A 17,546-nucleotide genomic window follows, 5' to 3' on the forward strand; every position below is an offset into this window, starting at 1 on the left:
GCGGAATCCGGGATTCTAACCCTATTGAAGTGCGAAGTGCGAATCGGGAAGTGGGAATGAAGATCCACTCCTCACTTCCCGATTTTCCGTTCACCCTTCGCACTTCAGCGAAGCGCCACCGCATCCGCGCCCAGCACGCCGCGCAGCCGTTCCAGCAGCTCGCCGCTGGGGCGCACGCGCCAGGCCTCGCCCAGCTCGTAACAGGCCTGGATGCGGTCATCCCGGAAGTGGATGTACACCGGGCACCGGCCTTCCCGGCTGGGCGCCAGGGCCTCCTTGAGGTCGTCCAGCAGGCCGTTCACGGGACGGCCCAGAATGCGCAGGTCGAGACCCTGCACGCATCGGGTCAGCGCCTCGTCCAGATCCATGACCTGGCGGGCCCGCAGGCGTACGCCGCCGTTGAACTCGTCCACCCCGGCCTGCCCCTGCACTACCAGCAACCGGTCCCTGACGAGCAGGTGCTGGAAACGGTTGAAATCGTCTCCGAACAGGCCCACCTCGATCCGTCCGCTGCGATCATCCAGGGTGACAAAACCGATGCGCCCGGTCTGCGTGTTGCGGGTTCGGATGCTGATGATCAGGCCCGCCACGATCGCGGACTGGTCCCGGCGCCGCCGTCCCTCGCCCGGCGCCTGTTCGCTCACCTCCGCCACCAGGTCGGCGATCCGTGTGCTCTGGATTGCAAGCAGTTCCGTCCGAAAACGCTCGATGGGATGCCCCGTGAGATACAGGCCCAGGGTCTCCTTCTCCGCCGAGAGCCTCAGGTCCTCATCCCATTCGGGAAGCTGCTCATCCGGAGAATCCGGGGCATCCGGGGTCACCGGGCCGCCGAACAGGTCCTCCTGTCCCAGGCTCTCGTTGCGCAGCTGCTGCTCCGCCCGGGACAGGGCCCGGGGCAGATTCGCCATGAGCGTGGCCCGATTGGGTCCGATGGAGTCCAGGGCGCCGGCACGGATCAGCGCCTCCAGTGTGCGGCGGTTGATCTTCTGGGGATCGGCCCGCATGCACAGGTCATCCAGACTCCGGAAGGGCCCGCCCGCCTCCCGGGCGCCGATCAGGGCCTGGATGGCGGACTCTCCGACGCCCTTGATGGCCCCCAGACCGTAGATGACCGTGTGATCGTCACCCACGCTGAAACGGTACCCGGACCGGTTGACGTCCGGCGGGACCACTGTCAGGTCCATGGACCGGCAGTCTTCGATCAGGTTCACCACCTTGTCGGTATTGTCCATGTCGGCGCTGAGCACCGCGGACATGAACGCGGACGGATAGTGCTGCTTGAGCCAGGCGGTCTGGTAGGAGAGCAGTGCGTAGGCGGCCGAATGGGACTTGTTGAAACCGTAGCCGGCGAACTTCTCCATCAGGTCGAAGATGTAGCTGGCCGTGGCCTCGTCCACACCCCGGCCGGTGGCGCCCTCCAGGAAGATCGCCCGCTGTTGGGCCATCTCCTCGGGCTTCTTCTTGCCCATGGCGCGGCGCAGCAGGTCGGCACCACCCAGGGTGTAGCCGGCCAGTACCTGGGCGATCTGCATCACCTGTTCCTGATAGAGGATGACACCGTAGGTGGGCTTGAGGATGGGCTCCAGATCCGGGTGGGGGTACTCCACCCGGGCACGGCCGTGCTTGCGGTTGATGAAGTCATCCACCATGCCCGATTGCAGCGGCCCCGGGCGGTACAGGGCTACCAGCGCCACGATCTCCTCGAAACTGTCGGGCTGGAGGCGCTTGATGAGTTCCTTCATGCCCCGGGATTCCAGCTGAAAGACCGCCGTGGTCTCCTGGCGCTTGAGCAGCCCGAAGGTGTCAGGGTCGTCCAGCGGAATGCGGCTCATGTCCAGGGGCGGCTCACCGGCGGCTTCGCGCCGGGCATCGATGGTGCGCACCGCCCAGTCGATGATCGTCAGGGTGCGAAGGCCCAGGAAGTCGAACTTCACCAGGCCCACTTCCTCCACATCGTCCTTGTCGAAGTGGGTGACCACCCCCTGACCCCCGGGCTCGCAGTACAACGGCGAGAAATCGGTCAGCCGGGAGGGGGCGATCACCACGCCGCCGGCGTGCTTGCCGGCGTTTCGGGCCACACCTTCCAGCTTGCGGGCCAGGTCGATGAGCCCGCTTACCTCTTCGTCATCCTCGTAGAGGCGGCGCAGTTCCTCCTCCTGCTCCAGGGCCTTGTCCAGCGTCATGCCGATCTCGAACGGGATCAGCTTGGCGATGCGGTCCACGAAACCGTAGGGATGGCCCAGCACCCGGCCCGCATCACGCACCACCGCCTTGGCCGCCATGGTGCCGTGGGTGATGATCTGGGAGACCCGTTCACGCCCGTAGCGCTCCGCCACGTAGTCGATCACCCGGTCGCGCCGCTCCATGCAGAAGTCGATATCGAAGTCGGGCATGGAGACGCGTTCCGGGTTGAGGAAGCGCTCGAACAGCAGATCGTAGCGAAGCGGGTCCAGATCGGTGATCCCGAGGGCATAGGCCACCAGGGAGCCCGCCCCGGAACCGCGCCCCGGCCCCACGGGAACGGCGTTGTCTCTGGCCCACTGGATGAAATCGGCCACGATCAGGAAATAGCCGGGGAAACCCATCTGGCAGATCACGTCCAGCTCCGTATCCAGGCGCCCCCGATAGGTACGCTCACGGCCCTCGCGGTCTGCTGCCTCGCCTTCCAGAATCACGGACAGCCGCCGGTCCAGACCCTCCCGGGAAACCTTGCGGAAGTAATCGTCCGTGGTCATGCCGTCGGGGATGGGGTACTCGGGCAGCACCGGAGCCCCCAGGGTCAGGGAGAGGTTGCAGCGCCGGGCGATCTCCACCGAGTTCTCCAGGGCCTCGGGGATATCGGCAAACAATTCCTGCATCTCCCTGGGGGTTCGCAGGTACTGCTGCGGGGTGTAGTCGCGGGGCCTGCGGGGATCGTCCAGTACGCGGCCGTCGTGGATGCAGACCCGCGCCTCATGGGCATCGAAATCCGCAGCATGGAGGAAGCGCACGTCGTTGGTGGCCACCACCGGCAGGGACCGGGCCTGGGCCAGGTCCACCGCGGCATGCAGATGGTCCTCCTCGCCTTCCCGGCCGGTGCGCCCGACCTCGAGATAGAAGCGCCCGGGAAACAGGCCTTCCCAGTACTCGCACAGGGCCTCCGCCGACCCGGGCTGGCTGCCCATGAGCGCCCGGCCCACCTCCCCTTCGCGACCGCCGGACAATGCGATCAGCCCCCGGCTCGCGCCCTCAAACCAGCCGCGCTCCAGCACCGGTGCATCCGTGCCCCGCTGGCCCTCCAGGTAACCCCGGGACACGAGCCGGGTCAGGTTGCGATAGCCGTCTTCGTCCTGGGCCAGCAGCACCAGCCGCGACGGCGCTTCCCCGGACTGGGGCGCGGAGACCCACAGATCCACGCCCACGATGGGCTTGATGCCGGCCTTCAGGGCGGCCTTGTAGAACTTGACCATGCCGAACAGATTGCCCTGATCGGTCACCGCCACCGCCGGCATCCCCGCCTCGCGCACCACCTCCACCAGCGGGTCCACGCGTACGAGGCCATCCACCAGCGAGAACTCGGTATGCAGATGCAGATGTACGAAGCTTGCGGTCATGTTATGGAGTCAACCGTGGTTCATGAATGTGACGCGGAGATCGCAAAGACGCAGAGGGCGCAGAGTTCTTGTGTGGTCGCGGCAGACCAGGCTCATGGTGGCTGCAATGTCACGCCTCCATGGTCGCCCTTGCACTGTCGTGATTCCATGTAGAAATTTCTCTGCGCCCTCCAGATCTCCGCGATCTCCGCGTTCACGACCCGGACAAGTCAAAACGACTCTGCCGTGCCACCAGCGCCCGGCGCACGGGGGCAAAGCTGGTGCGGTGGCAGGCGCTGGGGCCGAGGCGTTGCAGGGCGTCCAGGTGCACGGGGGTGGGATAACCCTTGTGGTCGGCCAGACCGTAGCCCGGGTGAAGCGAGTCCAGATCCCGCATGAGGGCATCGCGACAGACCTTGGCGATGATGGAGGCCGCGCTGATGGCCGGCACGAGGCTGTCACCCCTCACCACCGGCCGGGACGGAACGGAAAGCTCCGGACAGCGGTTGCCGTCCACCAGGGCCAGTTCCGGAGAGACCTCCAGCGCCTCGACCGCCCGGCGCATGGCCAACAGACTGGCCTGCAGGATATTGATCCGATCGATCTCCCCGGGGCTGCACACGCCGATGGCCCAGGCCACCGCACGATCGCGGATCATGTCGGCCAGGGATTCCCGCCGGGAGGCATTCAGCTTCTTGGAATCCCTGAGCCCGTCGATGGGCGCCTGGGGATCCAGAATAACCGCCGCCGCCACCACCGGGCCCGCCAGCGGTCCCCGGCCCGCTTCATCCACCCCGGCCAGCCCCGGCATCCCCGACAAAGCATCCAGATCCACGCATCCCCCCGGGAATTCAAGTAAACTACGGCACGCGTGAACTCGGCCCGCCAGGCGTGCTCAGCCGGCATCCAGGCCTCCTGGCGCCTGAACCCGCCCTTTTGACCCCAAGATGCTATCACAGGCCCGGGGGGCCGGGACGAAGTCGGGCGAGACGGCCCCAACACATTGAAAATCTGCGGAAATATCCATGTCCAGCACGCGTTGCGCCGTTATCGGCGTGGGCTACCTCGGCAAGTTCCACGCCCAAAAATACGCCGCCCTGCCCAATGCCGAACTGATCGCCGTGGTTGATACCAACCCGCAGCAGGCGGCCTCCGTGGCTGCCGACTGCAACTGCCGCGCCATCACCGACTACGCGGACCTGCTGGGACGTGTGGAGGCGGTGAGTATCGCGGTGCCCACCACGCTTCACTTCAAGATCGCCCAGGAGTTCCTGAACCACGGCACCCATGTGCTGCTCGAGAAACCGATCACCGCCACGGTGAGCCAGGCGGCTGAACTCAACCGCATCGCCCGGGAGAAAGGATTGATTCTGCAGGTCGGTCACCTGGAACGCTTCAATGCGGCGCTCATGGATCTCGCGGACCGCAGGATGGCGCCGCTGTTCATCGAGTCCCACCGCCTGGCACCGTTCAAGCCGCGGGCCACCGATGTGAACGTGGTGCTGGACCTGATGATCCACGATATCGATATCATCCTGGACATGGTGCGCTCGCCGGTGAAATCCCTGGCGGCCAGCGGGGCCCAGGTGCTCTCGCAGGCCATCGACATCGCCAACGCGCGCATCGAGTTCGAGAACGGCTGCGTGGCCAATGTGACCTCCAGCCGGGTCAGCATGAAGACGGAACGCAAGATGCGCATCTTTCAGCAGAACGCCTATATTTCCGTGGACTTCCAGAACCGCGGCCTGGCAGTGCACCGGGTGGGTGAAGGGGAGATGTTTCCGGGGATCCCGGAGATCACCAGCGAGGAGAGTTTCTTCGAGGAGAGCGATGCGCTCAGATCCGAGATCATCGCCTTTCTGGACGCCATCCAGAACGGTGCGCCGGTTATCGTAACCGGCGAAGACGGCCAGCGGGCCCTGGAGACCGCGATACGCATCACGGATCTGGTTCTGCGGGACAAACAGATCCTCCGCTAAGGCCGGACGCGCACCCCCGGCAAACCTGAACACGGCACGGCAGGAGACGACACACTCCATGATCCCCATGGTCGATCTGAAGACTCAGTACCACCGATTGAAGACGGAGATCGATGCGGCCGTCGCGGAGGTGCTGGAAAACACGCAGTTCATTCTCGGCCCGAACGTGAAGGCCCTGGAGCAGGAGACCGCGAACTATCTGGGCGTGCAGCACGCCATCGGCTGCGCCTCGGGCACAGACGCCCTGCACCTGGCTCTGGCTGCCGCAGACATCGGCCCCGGAGATGAAGTAATCACCACCGCATTCACGTTCATCGCGACGGCCGAAGCCATCGCCTACACGGGCGCCACGCCGGTATTCGCGGACATCGATCCGGAAACGTTCAACATCGATCCGGCGAAAGTGGAGGCGGCAATCACCGCGCGCACCCGGGCCATACTACCGGTGCACCTGTTCGGCCAGCCAGCGCGCATGGACCTGCTCGGAAGGCTGTGCGAAGCGCATGAACTGCTGCTGGTGGAGGACTGCGCGCAGTCCTTCGGGGCGGATGCGCAAGGCACGCAGACCGGCGCCATGGGTGAGCTGGGCTGCTTCAGTTTCTTTCCCAGCAAGAATCTCGGATGCTACGGGGACGGGGGGCTCATCACCACCCGCTCGGATTCGTACGCCGAGCGCATCCTCGCGCTCCGCAACCACGGCAGCCAGGTGCGTTACCACCATGACATGATCGGTTACAACAGCCGCCTGGACGAGATCCAGGCAGCCATCCTGCGCATCAAGCTGCGCCACATCGACGAGTTCAACCGGCAGCGCCGCCGCGTGGCGCACCGTTACAACGAACTGCTGCGGGGGAGCGGCGTCATCACGCCCCGCGAGGACGGTTACGGTCGGCACGTGTTCCACCAGTACACGCTCCTCTCGGAGCATCGTGACGAGATCATGAAGGCCCTGCAGGCCCGCCAGATCGCCTGCGCGGTGTATTACCCCATCCCGCTGCACCGGCAGAAGGCCTTCGCGCATCAGGGCGATCAGGTCTCCCTGCCGGTGACCGACGATGTAACCGCCCGCTGCATCTCCCTCCCAATCTACCCGGAGATGCCGGACGAACACATCGTGACCATCACCGACGTGATCCGGGATGTCGCCGGCTGAGGACAACAACAGCGCTCATGTAATGGTGGTGGCCGGCGAAGCCTCCGGCGACCTGCATGCCGCCAACATGGTCCGCGCCCTGCGCCGCATGGATCCGGGTCTGCGGTTCTCGGGCATGGGGGGCAGCGCCCTGCGATCAGCCGGGGTCGAGATTCTCGTGGACAGCACCCGGCTTTCCGTGGTGGGCCTGGTCGAGGTGCTGGTCCATTACCGGGACATCCGCCGGGCACTGGCAACACTGCGCGCACGGCTTCAGCGGGACCGCCCCGCTCTGCTGGTGCTGGTGGATTACGTGGAATTCAACCTTCGCCTCGCGCGCACTGCCAAGCAGTTGGGCATCAGGGTGCTGTTCTACGTGAGCCCGCAGGTCTGGGCATGGCGCTCGCGAAGGGTCAAGCGAATCGGCCGCGTGATCGACGCCATGGCTGTCCTGTTTCCCTTCGAAGCCGAGGTCTACCGCAGGCATGGCATTCCCGTACGTTACGTGGGCAACCCGCTGGTGGACGAGGTGCGTGCCTCCGCCGATTGCCGCACCCTGCGCCGGGAGTTCGGTCTGGACGAGGCGGCACCGGTCGTGGGCATCCTGCCCGGCAGCCGCCGCGGGGAATTGAGCCGGCACCTGCCCCTCATCATGGAGGCGGGCCGGCTGTTACGTGCGCGCATCCCCGACGTGCAGTTCATCATGCCGCTCGCCCCCGGCGTCGACGTGGCACGTGACGTTGCTCCCCATATGGACTCGCGGCTGAACATCGTTCAGATCGCCGGTCGCACCTATGACGCCATGCACAGTGCCGACGCGCTGATGATCGCCTCCGGTACCGCCACCCTCGAGGCCGGCCTGCTGCGTGTTCCGATGGCCATTCTCTACCGGGTGTCTCCGATCACCTATTTCATCATCAAGCGTCTGATCCTGATCAGAAACGTGGGACTGGCCAATATCGTGGCAGGCGAACGGGTGGTGCCGGAATTCATACAGAACGATGCCACCCCTGAGAATATCGCTGGCGAGATCGAACACCTGCTCACGGATCCGGACTATACCCGGGCAATGCGTGAACGTATGGGGGTCATTCGGGAGAAACTGGGCAGCGGCGGCGGATCGGACAACGTGGCCAGGATGGCGCTCGAACTTATCGAGACAGGGGGACTTGATCAAAGTAAAGAGTGAGGATCCTGCGGCGAGGCAAAGGCCTTCACCATCCGCCGCCCGGTTGGACTTGCCACTACACTTCGGAACCGTGCTTTTTCCCCGTGCGCACGATGCCGCGCTTGCTCTCCCTGACGAACTCGACAAAACGCGCCACCTCCGGCACCTGCGCCGCCAGACCCTCGACGGCCGCCATTCCACCCTTGCGGTCTCTGCCGCGCACCAGCAGCCTGAACGCCTGGTGCAGGGCATGCACGGTGTCAGGCGGAAATCCGCGGCGATTCAACCCAAGCTTGTTGATGCCGATCGCCCTGGCGTAGTTTCCCGAGGCCAGGGTATAGGGGGGAAGATCCCGATTCAGCGCCGCGCCCATGCTGGTGAAGGCATGGGTACCGATGCGGCAGAACTGGTGCACCAGCGTAAACCCTCCCAGGATGGCCCGGTCCTGCACCTGCACATGACCGGCTAGGGAAGCGGCATTGGCAAGCGTCGTGTGGTCGCCGACTTCGCAATCATGGGCAATGTGCACATAGGCCATGATCAGGTTGTCGTGGCCGACACGGGTCACTCCACCACCCTTGGGTGTACCACGGCTGATGGTCACGTACTCCCGGATCACGTTCCGGTCACCGATCACAAGCCGCGTCGGTTCGTCCCTGTAGCCAGTGTCCTGGGGCGCCTCACCCAGGGAAGCGAACTGATACACACGGCAGTCCTCCCCGATGTCCGTGTGCCCGGTAATGACCACATGGGGACCAATGCGCGTCCCGCGGCCGATGCTCACATCCGGGCCGATGACGGAAAACGGACCGATACTCACCTCCTCGGCGATTCGGGCACCCGGCTCGACGATCGCCCGGGGATCGATCACAATTCGATCTCCTTCCCAGCGCACATGAGAATGGCGGAGGCCACCACTTCCTCCGAAACCCGCGCTTCGGCCTTGAATCTCCATATACCGCGCACCACGCGGACCAGGTCGACACGCATGCGCAACTGGTCACCCGGCTCCACCTGGCGGCGGAAACGGGCCTCGTCGATCCCCACGAACAGGTAGAGTTGCTGCTTTTCCTGCCCTTCGTTTCGGGCCTCCTGAGTCTTGAAGGCCAGAAGGCCCGTGGCCTGCGCCAGCGCCTCCATGATGAGGACCCCGGGCATCACCGGGCGAATGGGGAAATGACCCTGAAAGAACGGCTCGTTGATGCTCACGTTCTTGACGGCCTCCAGGTATTCCCCGGGCCGGAAATCGGTGACACGATCCACCAGCAGGAACGGGTAACGATGCGGCAAATAGCGCATTACCTCTTGAATGCTCATGGAGTCCAATGTCTCGATCCCCTGATGAAATGATGCCCGGACGAGGCCCTCGCGCCAGGCACGGGGACCGCCATATCGCGGGCCTTCCGCTTGCCCGCACTTATATTCTGTTGTTTTCCAGCTTCCTGATTCGTCGAACCAGATCGTCCAGATGTCGCAAGTGGACCAGGCTGCGGCTCCACTCCCGCATGGGTACGTGCGGCACGCCCGAGCCGTAGACGCCGGGTTCCGGAATCGACCGGGACACAAACGACATGGCGGTGACGGTCACCCGGTCCGCGATCTCCGCGTGTCCGATTATACCGGCTCCCCCTGCGATCGCGCAGTTCCGTCCGATACGGGTGCTGCCGGCAATGCCCGTGCAGCCGGCAATGACCGTATGCGCACCGATCCGGACGTTGTGGGCCACCTGGATCAGGTTATCCAGCTTGACCCCCTCCTCGATCACCGTATCCCCCAGGGTACCCCGGTCGATGGTCGTATTGGCGCCGATCTCCACGTCATCGCCCACCGTCACGGCGCCAAGCTGCGGCACCTTCTCCCAGCGATCCCCGTCCGGAGCGAAACCGAAACCGTCGGCACCCAGAACGGCGCCCGGATGAATACGCACCCGCTGACCGAGCCGGGTACCGTGCCCCAAAGTGACGCGGGCGGTCAGGACGCTGTGCGCGCCGATCCGGCAGCGGGCCCCCACGATACAGCCGGGGCCAAGTACCACCGACTCGCCGATCTCGCAATCCGACTCCACCACGCATTGCGGTCCGATGCTCGCGCTTTCATGAATGAGCGCTCTGGGGGCCACCACTGCGGAGGGATGAATCCCCGGGGCCCGCTTCTCCTCGGGACAGATCAGCGCGCAGGCGCGCGCATAGGCCAGATAGGGATTGTCGGTGACGATCGCCGCCACCGGACAGCGATCCAGGTACTCCGGGGACAGGATGACCACACCCGCACGCGTCGTGGCCAGGTGAGCACCAAACTGTGCCCTCGAAAGGAAGGACAGCTCGCCCGGGCCGGCACGGTCGAGGGGCGCCACGCCGTCGATGACTGTCTCGGGATCACCCTTCAGTTGCGCACCTAGGCGGGTGGCGAGTTCACCTGCGCTGATCGGCATCGGATGATCCGGATGCTGAATCGCCGCAGCGCGGCGACCGCCCGCGGTTCACGCCCGGCCGGCATACATGCGAAAACGCCTTGTCGGGTCGATCAGCGGCCATGCTGTTCCCTGAGCTTGTCCAGTACCCTTTCCGTGATATTGATGCGCTCGCTGGCAAACAACACGTTGCGCTCGGTCACCACGACGTCGAGATTCTCCTGCTGCGCAAGCTCCAGAATGACGTTCTGGACCAGACGCTGCAGCCGTCCGAGCTCCTCGTTGCGGCGCGCGTTCAGATCCTCGCTGAACATGTCCTGGGCCCGCTTGAACTCACGGGAACGATTGCGGAAGCTGCGCTCCAGCTCGGCACGCTGCTCTGCACCCATCACGTCCGCATCCCGTTCCAGACGTTCCTGCATCTGGCGAAGCGCATCGCGCTCGGCCACAAGCTCCGCATCCCGCGGCGAGAACTCCCTCTCCAGCGCCTCCAGGGCGGCTTCCGCCTGCGGCGATTGTTCCATGATGAAATTGATATTGACGAATGCCACTCGGGCCTCAGAGGCCATGGCTGCCGGCGAACCCGCCAGCAGGGCGATACCGAGCACCACGGCCTTGAGCAAATCGGACTTCCTATTCAAAACTCGTCTCCATTCCTTACGCCGGTACGATACCATGCCCAACGTCTCGTTGATGTGGGGGACGTGACATTTCGAACGCTGTGCGGATGCACGCAAGCGCCCGGTCAAAACGCGGCCCCGATGCTGAACTGAAAGACCTGCTTTTCGTCATCCGGGCCTTCATTTAACGCTTGCGCCAGACTGAATGTCAACGCGCCCACCGGTGACAGCCAGGTCATGCCGACACCCACGGAGGTGCGGATCTCGCCGGCATCAAAATCCTCGTAACTTTCATACACCTGGCCCGCGTCGAAGAACAGGCTCATGCGGATATTGGCCATATCCTCCAGGAAAGGCGGCGGGAACAGGAGCTCGGTCGAACCCACGGCGCGGAAGGTGCCGCCGAAGGGGTCATTGTTGGTGCTGTCGCGCGGCCCCAGGCTGAAATCCCGATAACCCCGCACCGAACGGGCACCACCCGCAAAGTAGTGTTCGAAGAACGGCACTTCGTTGTCGCCGTAAGACTCCGCGTAACCCACTTCCGCCGAAAGCCCGAAGGTGAGGTTCTCACGAAGCGGTTTGAACCACTGCATACGGTAGTCGGCCTTGTAGAACTCCAGGTCGCTGCCGGGCAGCGTTGCCTTGAGACCCACGCGCTGCAGATTGCCTTCCGTGGCGAACACGGTACGATCCCGGGTGTCGTGGGTAAAGGACGTCTCCAGGGAATAGAGGTTGAAGTTGTTGCCGTTCCGATCAAGAAAATCGGTGACTTCCACCGGGGAAAGCTCGGTGGTCAGGACCTCCACATGCTCATAACCGGGCGTCACACGGAACGTGTCGTACTCGGTCAGCGGTATGCCGTAGCTTACGGTGCCGCCAAAGCGGTTCGTGGCATAGCGGGTAATATCCGCCTGGGATGCATCGGTCTCCCGGTAAAACAGGCTGAACCCCCGGCTGATGCCGTCCATGGTGTAGTAGGGGTTCACATAAGAGACACTGTATATCGTGTGCACACTGCTGTTGTTGAATGCCAGGTCGAGACGGTTCCCGGTCCCGAAGAAGTTTTCCTGTGAAAGCCCCAGATTGAACAGCACGCCTTCAGTCTGGGCATAGCCGACACCCACCGTGAAGCTGCCCGACAGACGTTCCCTCACCGAGATATCCAGGTCCACCTGATCTTCCTGGCCCGGGACGCGACGCGTTTCGACATTGACGTTCTCGACATAGGAGAGGCGCTGCAGACGCACACGCGAGCGGTCCACGTTGGACGCGTTGTACCAGGCGCCTTCCATCTGGCGCATCTCGCGGCGGAACACCTCGTCCTTGCTGCGCGCGTTGCCGGTGAAGTTGATTCGCCTCACGTAGACTCGCTGACCCGGGTCGACGAACAGGGTCAGGGACACCTCCTGGTTCTCGTCGTCCATCTCGGGAATGGGGTTGACGTTGGCGAAGGCATAACCCTCGTCGCCGAGGCGCTGGGTGATGCGTTCAGCGGCCTCGGTGATGCGTGCGCGGGAAAAGACATCACCGGGCGAGACATCCACCAGTTCCATCAATTCCTGCTCGTCGACGATGAGGTTCCCCCCCAGGCGCACATCGCTCAGGGTGTACTGGTCGCCCTCGTCTACATTCACCGTAATGTAGATATCCTTGCGGTCCGGCGTGAGGGTCACCTGGGTGGAGTCGATACTGAAATTGACAAAGCCGTCATCCAGGTACTTGGAGCGCAGCGTCTCCAGGTCACCGGCCAGTTTCTGACGGGAATAGTGATCCCGGCGGCTGAAGAAGGCATACCAGCGGGGTATGCCGGAATCGAACCGGCGCAGGATATCCCTGTCCCGGAAGGTCTCGTTGCCCACCAGGTTGATGCGCCTGATCTTGGCCACCTGCCCTTCGGCAATATCGATGTTCACGTCGACCCGGTTGCGGGGCAGTTCCTCCACCTCGACTTCCACGCGCACGTTGTACTTGCCGCGGGCAAAATACTGCTGCCGCAACTCGTTCTCCATGCGTTCCAGCACGGTGCGGTTGAACACCCTTCCGCGAACCATGCCCACCTGGCGCAGGGCATCCATCAACTCATCGTCCTTGATGTCCCGGTTGCCGGAGATATTGATCTCGTTGATGGCGGGCCTTTCCTCCACCACCACCACCAGCACGTTGTCACGGCGGCGCAGGGTCACGTCGGAGAAGAAGCCCGTGCGGAACAGGGCCCGCACCACCTCGGCGCTGCGGGCATCGTCGAACACATCTCCCACCTGCACGGGCAGATTGGTGAACACCGTCCCCGGGGCGATGCGCTCCAGGCCCTCCACCTCGATATCCTCGATGGCGAAGGTGGAGGCCTGTGCGGATGCAGCAAACCATAACGTCAGCAGAAGGACGCGTCCCAGAAGTTTCAGCATAGAGGGGTCAGCCCAGTATTCTCATGATGTCGTTGTAGAAGGCGAGCGTCATCAGCATCGCGATCATCAGGATCCCGACGCGCTGGCCCACCGCCTCCACCTGGGCGGACACAGGGCTCCCCTTGACGATCTCCACCACATAGTAGAGCAAATGCCCGCCATCCAGCATGGGTATCGGCAGCAGGTTGATGATACCCAGACTGATGCTCACGATGGCCAGAAAACCGAGGAAGGCCGACAGACCGATCACGGCCGTCACTCCGGCATACTCCGCGATCGTAACCGGACCGCTGATATTCTTCACCGAGGCCTCTCCGAGCACCAGACGCCACAGCACGCGCAGGGTCAGCGTGGTCATGTCCCAGGTCCGGGTGACGCCCCGTCCGAGGGACTCCACGGGCCCATGGCGTACCGTCGTGCGCATGTGTTCGAAACGGGCGGGGTCGAAGTCCACATGGGCGCCCACCATGCCGATGTACCTGCCATTCTCCTCCCGCGTATCGGTGCGTACATCCACGTTCAGGCGCGCGCCGTCGCGCTCCACCTCAAGGCGCAGGGTTTCATCGGGCCGCGCCTGGACCATGGCAACCCACTGCTGCCACGTTTCCACCGGCTCGCCGTTGGAGCGCACAATACGATCGCCGGCTTGCAGTCCGGCCCGTTCCGCCGCGCCGCCCGACACCAGATCGCCCAGCACCGGCTCGAGTACCGGCCGCCAGGGTTCGATACCCAGCTTCTCCAGCAGCGGCCCCTCGTCCAGCAGCCGCCGGGTATCGCTCAGATTCAGTCGCCGCACGTAGTCCCGGCCATCCTCCGTCTCCACGCGCACGCCAACCTCCCCCGCCTCCAGGCTGCGCTCCAGTATCGCCAGGGAAGCCAGTTCCCAGGTGGGGGTGTGCCTGTCTCCCACGCTGATGAGCCGGTCGCCCCTCTGAAATCCCGCCTCCGCGGCCAGGGAGGCGGGCACCACCTCCCCCACCACGGGCTTCACGCCGGACACGCCCACCATGAACATGAGCCAGTACGCCAGTATGGCAAACAGGAAGTTGAACGCCGGCCCGGCCACCACGATGGCGATGCGCTTGCTCACGGGCTGGCGATTGAAGGCCCGGGTCAGATCCTCGCCCGGCGGCACATCCCCGTCACGCTCGTCGAGCATCTTCACGTAACCGCCCAGGGGGATGGCGGCCACCACGTACTCGGTGCGATCCGCCCCGGCGACCCGCTTCCACAGGGGCCTGCCGAAGCCCACCGAGAAACGCAGCACCTTCACACCCATGCGCCGGGCCACCCAGAAGTGGCCGTATTCGTGAATGGTGACCAGCACGCCGATAGCCACCACGAAGGCGGCGATGCTGATGAGGATGGTCATGACACCCTCCCCAACCGCATGCCGGCCAGCCGGTCCACGCGTTCCCGGGCAAGCTGTCTGGCCGCCCGGTCCGCCGTCAGAATCTGTTCGAGATCGCCGGCCGGTCCCGGGGTCGTCTGCGCCAGCGCGTGTTCGATCACGTCCGGGATATCCGTAAATGGCAGCCTGGAATCGAGAAAGGCCTCCACGGCCACCTCGTTGGCGGCATTGAGTACCGCCGTGGCCGTACCGCCCGCCGCAAGGGCCTCGTAGGCCAGCCGCAGGCAAGGGAAACGGTCCGGATCCGGGCGCTCGAAATCCAGCTGCCCCACGGCCACGATGTCCAGGGGGTCGACACCCGAGGCCACCCGTTCCGGCCACGCCAGGGCATGGGCGATGGGGGTGCGCATGTCGGGATTGCCCAGTTGCGCCAGCACAGAGCCGTCACTGAAGGACACCATGGAATGAATCACGCTCTGGGGATGAAGCACTACGTCCACGCGGTCAGCGCCGGTGCCGAACAGCCAGCAGGCCTCGATGACCTCCAGCCCCTTGTTCATCATGGTGGCGGAATCCACGGAGATCTTGCGGCCCATGACCCAGTTGGGATGGGCACAGGCCTGCTCCGGCGTCACGGCGGCCATGTCCTCGGCGCTAAAGGTCCGAAACGGCCCGCCGGAGGCGGTAAGCACGATCCGCTCGACGCCCACGTCGCCCAGGCCCCGGCCGAAATCCGCCGGCATGCACTGAAACACCGCATTGTGCTCGCTGTCGATGGGCAGCAGCTCGGCGCCGCTGGCACGCACCTCGTCCATGAACAGCTGCCCCGACATGACCAGGGCCTCCTTGTTGGCCAGCAGGACCCGCTTTCCCGCCCGGGCGGCCGCCAGGGTGGGCAGCAGTCCGGCGGCGCCCACGATGCCGGCCATGACATACCGGGTGGCCTCCAGTTCCACCACCTGCTCGAGCGCCTCCGGCCCCGACAGCACGCGGGTGGGCAGATCCGATCCGGCCAGTAATTCTTCCAGCCGCAGGGCGCCGTCGGGGGACACCATTACCGCGTACTCGGGCCGGAACCGGCGACACTGTTCGGCCAGCCGATCCGCGTTGCCCTGGGCGGTCAACGCCACCACATGGAAACGATCCGGGTGACGCGACAACACATCCAGGGTATTCACGCCGATGGTGCCGGTGGAACCCAGTATCGTGACGCCAATGGAGGCGCGCGCGGCCCGTTCAGTCATCGCGGCCGCGGGCCCGATGGCCACACCATGCTGTGAATTGTGTATGCCGCATCACTCTCCACCGTCGTTGCCCTGTCCGTCACCGGGCCAGGATGCCACCCCATAGCAGACCCATCAGGAACACCGGGGCGGCAGCCGTCACGCTGTCGATCCTGTCCAGTACACCGCCGTGCCCCGGGAGAATCTGTCCACTGTCCTTCACGCCCGCCTCGCGCTTGATCAGACTTTCGAACAGGTCCCCGGCCACGGACAACAATACGGTTACCAGGCACAGTGCGACGAAATAGAACCACAGGCCCTGGTGCACCTCGAAGTACCGGGCACCCGCCAGCCCCAGCACCAGTGTGGCAGCCAGGGCGCCGAACAGGCCCTCGCGGGTCTTGCCCGGGCTGATGTGCGGTGCCAGCTTGCTGCGGCCGAAGCGCCGGCCCGTGAAATAGGCGGCGCTGTCGGCGCAGGAGGTCAGCAGGAGCAGAAAGACCAGCCAGGCGGGTTGGAGCGAGTGAAAGACCACCAGCGCGACGCAGGCGGGCACCAGCGTCAGCACACCCGCAATCCCCTTCAGGGCGGGACTTCCCGCGCCGGGACCGCCGGGGCGGTAGACCGCGAGCAGGACCACGACCAACGCCCACCATATCACACCCGCCTGCACCGGCCACAGCCGCTCGAGCGTCAGGACGTGGTCCAGGGCCACGAAGCCCGCCAGCAGGCAAAGGCCCAGGTAGAGGATACGCACCGGCTTCTCCTCGACCCCCATGAGCCGCGACCACTCCCAGGCGGCCAGCAGCAGCACCGCCAGCACCAGCAGCAGGAACAGGGCGGTGGGCAGCAGCAGGATCGCGGCCAGGACGCCGGCCGCCAGTGCCACGCCCGTGATGACCCGCGGCCTAAGCCCGCTCACGGCTCACCTGTTCACCGGTGCGACCGAAGCGGCGCTCGCGCCGGGCGAAGAACCCGAAGGCCGCCTCCAGTTCCGACGCATCGAAATCCGGCCACAGCACATCGCTGAAGAACAGCTCGGTATAGGCCAGCTGCCAGAGCAGGAAGTTGCTCAGCCGGCGCTCGCCGCCGGTGCGAATGAACAGGTCCGGTTCAGGCAGGCCGGCGGTGGACAACCCGGCATCGAGCATTTCCGCCGTGATGGAACCGGGCTCGAGGCTGCCTGCCGCCGCCTGCTCCGCCAACCGCCGGGTGGCGCACACGATGTCCCAGCGCCCCCCATAGCTCACGGCAATGACCAGATGCATACCGGTATTGCCGGCGGTACGCCGCTCGGCCTCATCGATCCGGGACCTGAGCTTGCCGGAGAAGTTCTCCCGTTCCCCGATGAACCGCACGCGGATATTCCTGGATTCGAGTTCCGGAAGCTCCTTCTCCAGGGCAGTGACAAACAGGCCCATGAGCGTGTTCACCTCGCCGGCCGGGCGGCGCCAGTTCTCACTGCTGAAGGCAAACAGCGTCAATGCCTCCACGCCCCGGGAAGCACAGAAGCGCACGGCCGCGCGGGTGGCGTGCACCCCCTGGCGGTGTCCCTCGGTGCGAGGCAGATGACGCGCGCGCGCCCAGCGGCCGTTGCCATCCATGATGATGGCCACATGGCGGGGTATGGCATGCTTGTGGGAGACGTCGGAGCTCACGGAACGAACGACGGAATCGGCGCTTGCA

At 64.8% G+C, this 17,546-nt stretch carries 14 protein-coding genes; 3 read left to right on the forward strand and 11 right to left on the reverse strand.

Going from position 1 to position 17,546, the window contains the following annotated elements; translation table 11 throughout:
• Nucleotides 1–104: 104 nt before the first annotated feature.
• Both dnaE and rnhB read right to left on the reverse strand, forming a co-directional pair.
• Nucleotides 105–3,593, reverse strand: coding sequence for a DNA polymerase III subunit alpha (gene dnaE / locus THITHI_RS0100565; protein WP_018231118.1), 3,489 nt, complete (start codon nt 3,591–3,593; stop codon nt 105–107).
• A gap of 193 nt (nt 3,594–3,786) precedes the next feature.
• The gene (gene rnhB / locus THITHI_RS0100570; protein WP_018231119.1) at nt 3,787–4,383 is read right to left on the reverse strand and encodes a ribonuclease HII; all 597 of its coding nucleotides are present in this window, start codon (nt 4,381–4,383) and stop codon (nt 3,787–3,789) included.
• Between the two features lie 208 nt (nt 4,384–4,591).
• Here rnhB and THITHI_RS18220 point away from each other — a divergent pair, with 208 nt between their 5' ends.
• Genes THITHI_RS18220 through lpxB form a run of 3 tightly spaced genes read left to right on the forward strand, consistent with a single transcriptional unit; the run spans nt 4,592 to nt 7,872 of the window.
• Nucleotides 4,592–5,551, forward strand: coding sequence for a Gfo/Idh/MocA family protein (locus THITHI_RS18220; protein ID WP_051079895.1), 960 nt, complete (start codon nt 4,592–4,594; stop codon nt 5,549–5,551).
• A 58-nt stretch (nt 5,552–5,609) separates the two neighbouring features.
• On the forward strand, nt 5,610–6,704 hold the full coding sequence (locus THITHI_RS0100580) for a DegT/DnrJ/EryC1/StrS family aminotransferase (protein WP_018231121.1): 1,095 nt from the start codon (nt 5,610–5,612) through the stop codon (nt 6,702–6,704).
• Complete coding sequence (gene lpxB, locus THITHI_RS0100585; RefSeq protein ID WP_018231122.1) at nt 6,691–7,872, forward strand: lipid-A-disaccharide synthase; 1,182 nt, start codon at nt 6,691–6,693, stop codon at nt 7,870–7,872. Before THITHI_RS0100580 ends, lpxB begins: the two co-directional genes overlap by 14 nt.
• Nucleotides 7,873–7,927: 55 nt before the next feature.
• Here the strand turns inward: lpxB and lpxA are convergent, their stop codons facing one another.
• The 9 genes from lpxA to uppS form a co-directional block, all read right to left on the reverse strand.
• Nucleotides 7,928–8,722 (reverse strand): acyl-ACP--UDP-N-acetylglucosamine O-acyltransferase, encoded by a 795-nt coding sequence (gene lpxA / locus THITHI_RS0100590; protein WP_018231123.1) that lies wholly within the window; start codon nt 8,720–8,722, stop codon nt 7,928–7,930.
• Nucleotides 8,719–9,168, reverse strand: coding sequence for a 3-hydroxyacyl-ACP dehydratase FabZ (fabZ, locus tag THITHI_RS0100595; RefSeq protein ID WP_408643084.1), 450 nt, complete (start codon nt 9,166–9,168; stop codon nt 8,719–8,721). The genes lpxA and fabZ overlap by 4 nt, the downstream gene beginning before the upstream one ends.
• 100 nt (nt 9,169–9,268) lie before the next feature.
• A complete protein-coding gene (lpxD, locus tag THITHI_RS0100600; RefSeq protein WP_018231125.1) occupies nt 9,269–10,282 on the reverse strand; it encodes a UDP-3-O-(3-hydroxymyristoyl)glucosamine N-acyltransferase in 1,014 nt (337 codons plus the stop codon).
• Nucleotides 10,283–10,374: 92 nt separating this feature from the next.
• Nucleotides 10,375–10,902, reverse strand: a complete 528-nt coding sequence (locus THITHI_RS0100605) for an OmpH family outer membrane protein (protein ID WP_026185932.1) — start codon at nt 10,900–10,902, stop codon at nt 10,375–10,377.
• A gap of 104 nt (nt 10,903–11,006) precedes the next feature.
• Nucleotides 11,007–13,286: an outer membrane protein assembly factor BamA gene (bamA, locus tag THITHI_RS0100610; protein ID WP_018231127.1), complete on the reverse strand. Its 2,280-nt coding sequence runs from the start codon at nt 13,284–13,286 to the stop codon at nt 11,007–11,009.
• Between the two features lie 7 nt (nt 13,287–13,293).
• Nucleotides 13,294–14,658 (reverse strand): RIP metalloprotease RseP, encoded by a 1,365-nt coding sequence (rseP, locus tag THITHI_RS0100615; RefSeq protein WP_018231128.1) that lies wholly within the window; start codon nt 14,656–14,658, stop codon nt 13,294–13,296.
• On the reverse strand, nt 14,655–15,881 hold the full coding sequence (ispC, locus tag THITHI_RS0100620; protein ID WP_033336979.1) for a 1-deoxy-D-xylulose-5-phosphate reductoisomerase: 1,227 nt from the start codon (nt 15,879–15,881) through the stop codon (nt 14,655–14,657). Before ispC ends, rseP begins: the two co-directional genes overlap by 4 nt.
• 79 nt (nt 15,882–15,960) lie before the next feature.
• Complete coding sequence (locus tag THITHI_RS0100625) at nt 15,961–16,782, reverse strand: phosphatidate cytidylyltransferase (protein ID WP_026185933.1); 822 nt, start codon at nt 16,780–16,782, stop codon at nt 15,961–15,963.
• Nucleotides 16,769–17,518 carry a polyprenyl diphosphate synthase gene (gene uppS / locus THITHI_RS0100630; RefSeq protein WP_018231131.1) on the reverse strand — a complete coding sequence of 250 codons (750 nt, stop codon included), beginning with the start codon at nt 17,516–17,518 and terminating at the stop codon, nt 16,769–16,771. Before uppS ends, THITHI_RS0100625 begins: the two co-directional genes overlap by 14 nt.
• Between the last annotated feature and the right edge of the window lie 28 nt (nt 17,519–17,546).

It is taken from the genome of Thioalkalivibrio thiocyanodenitrificans ARhD 1, from assembly GCF_000378965.1.
GTDB classification, from domain to species: Bacteria; Pseudomonadota; Gammaproteobacteria; order Ectothiorhodospirales; family Ectothiorhodospiraceae; genus Thioalkalivibrio_A; species Thioalkalivibrio_A thiocyanodenitrificans.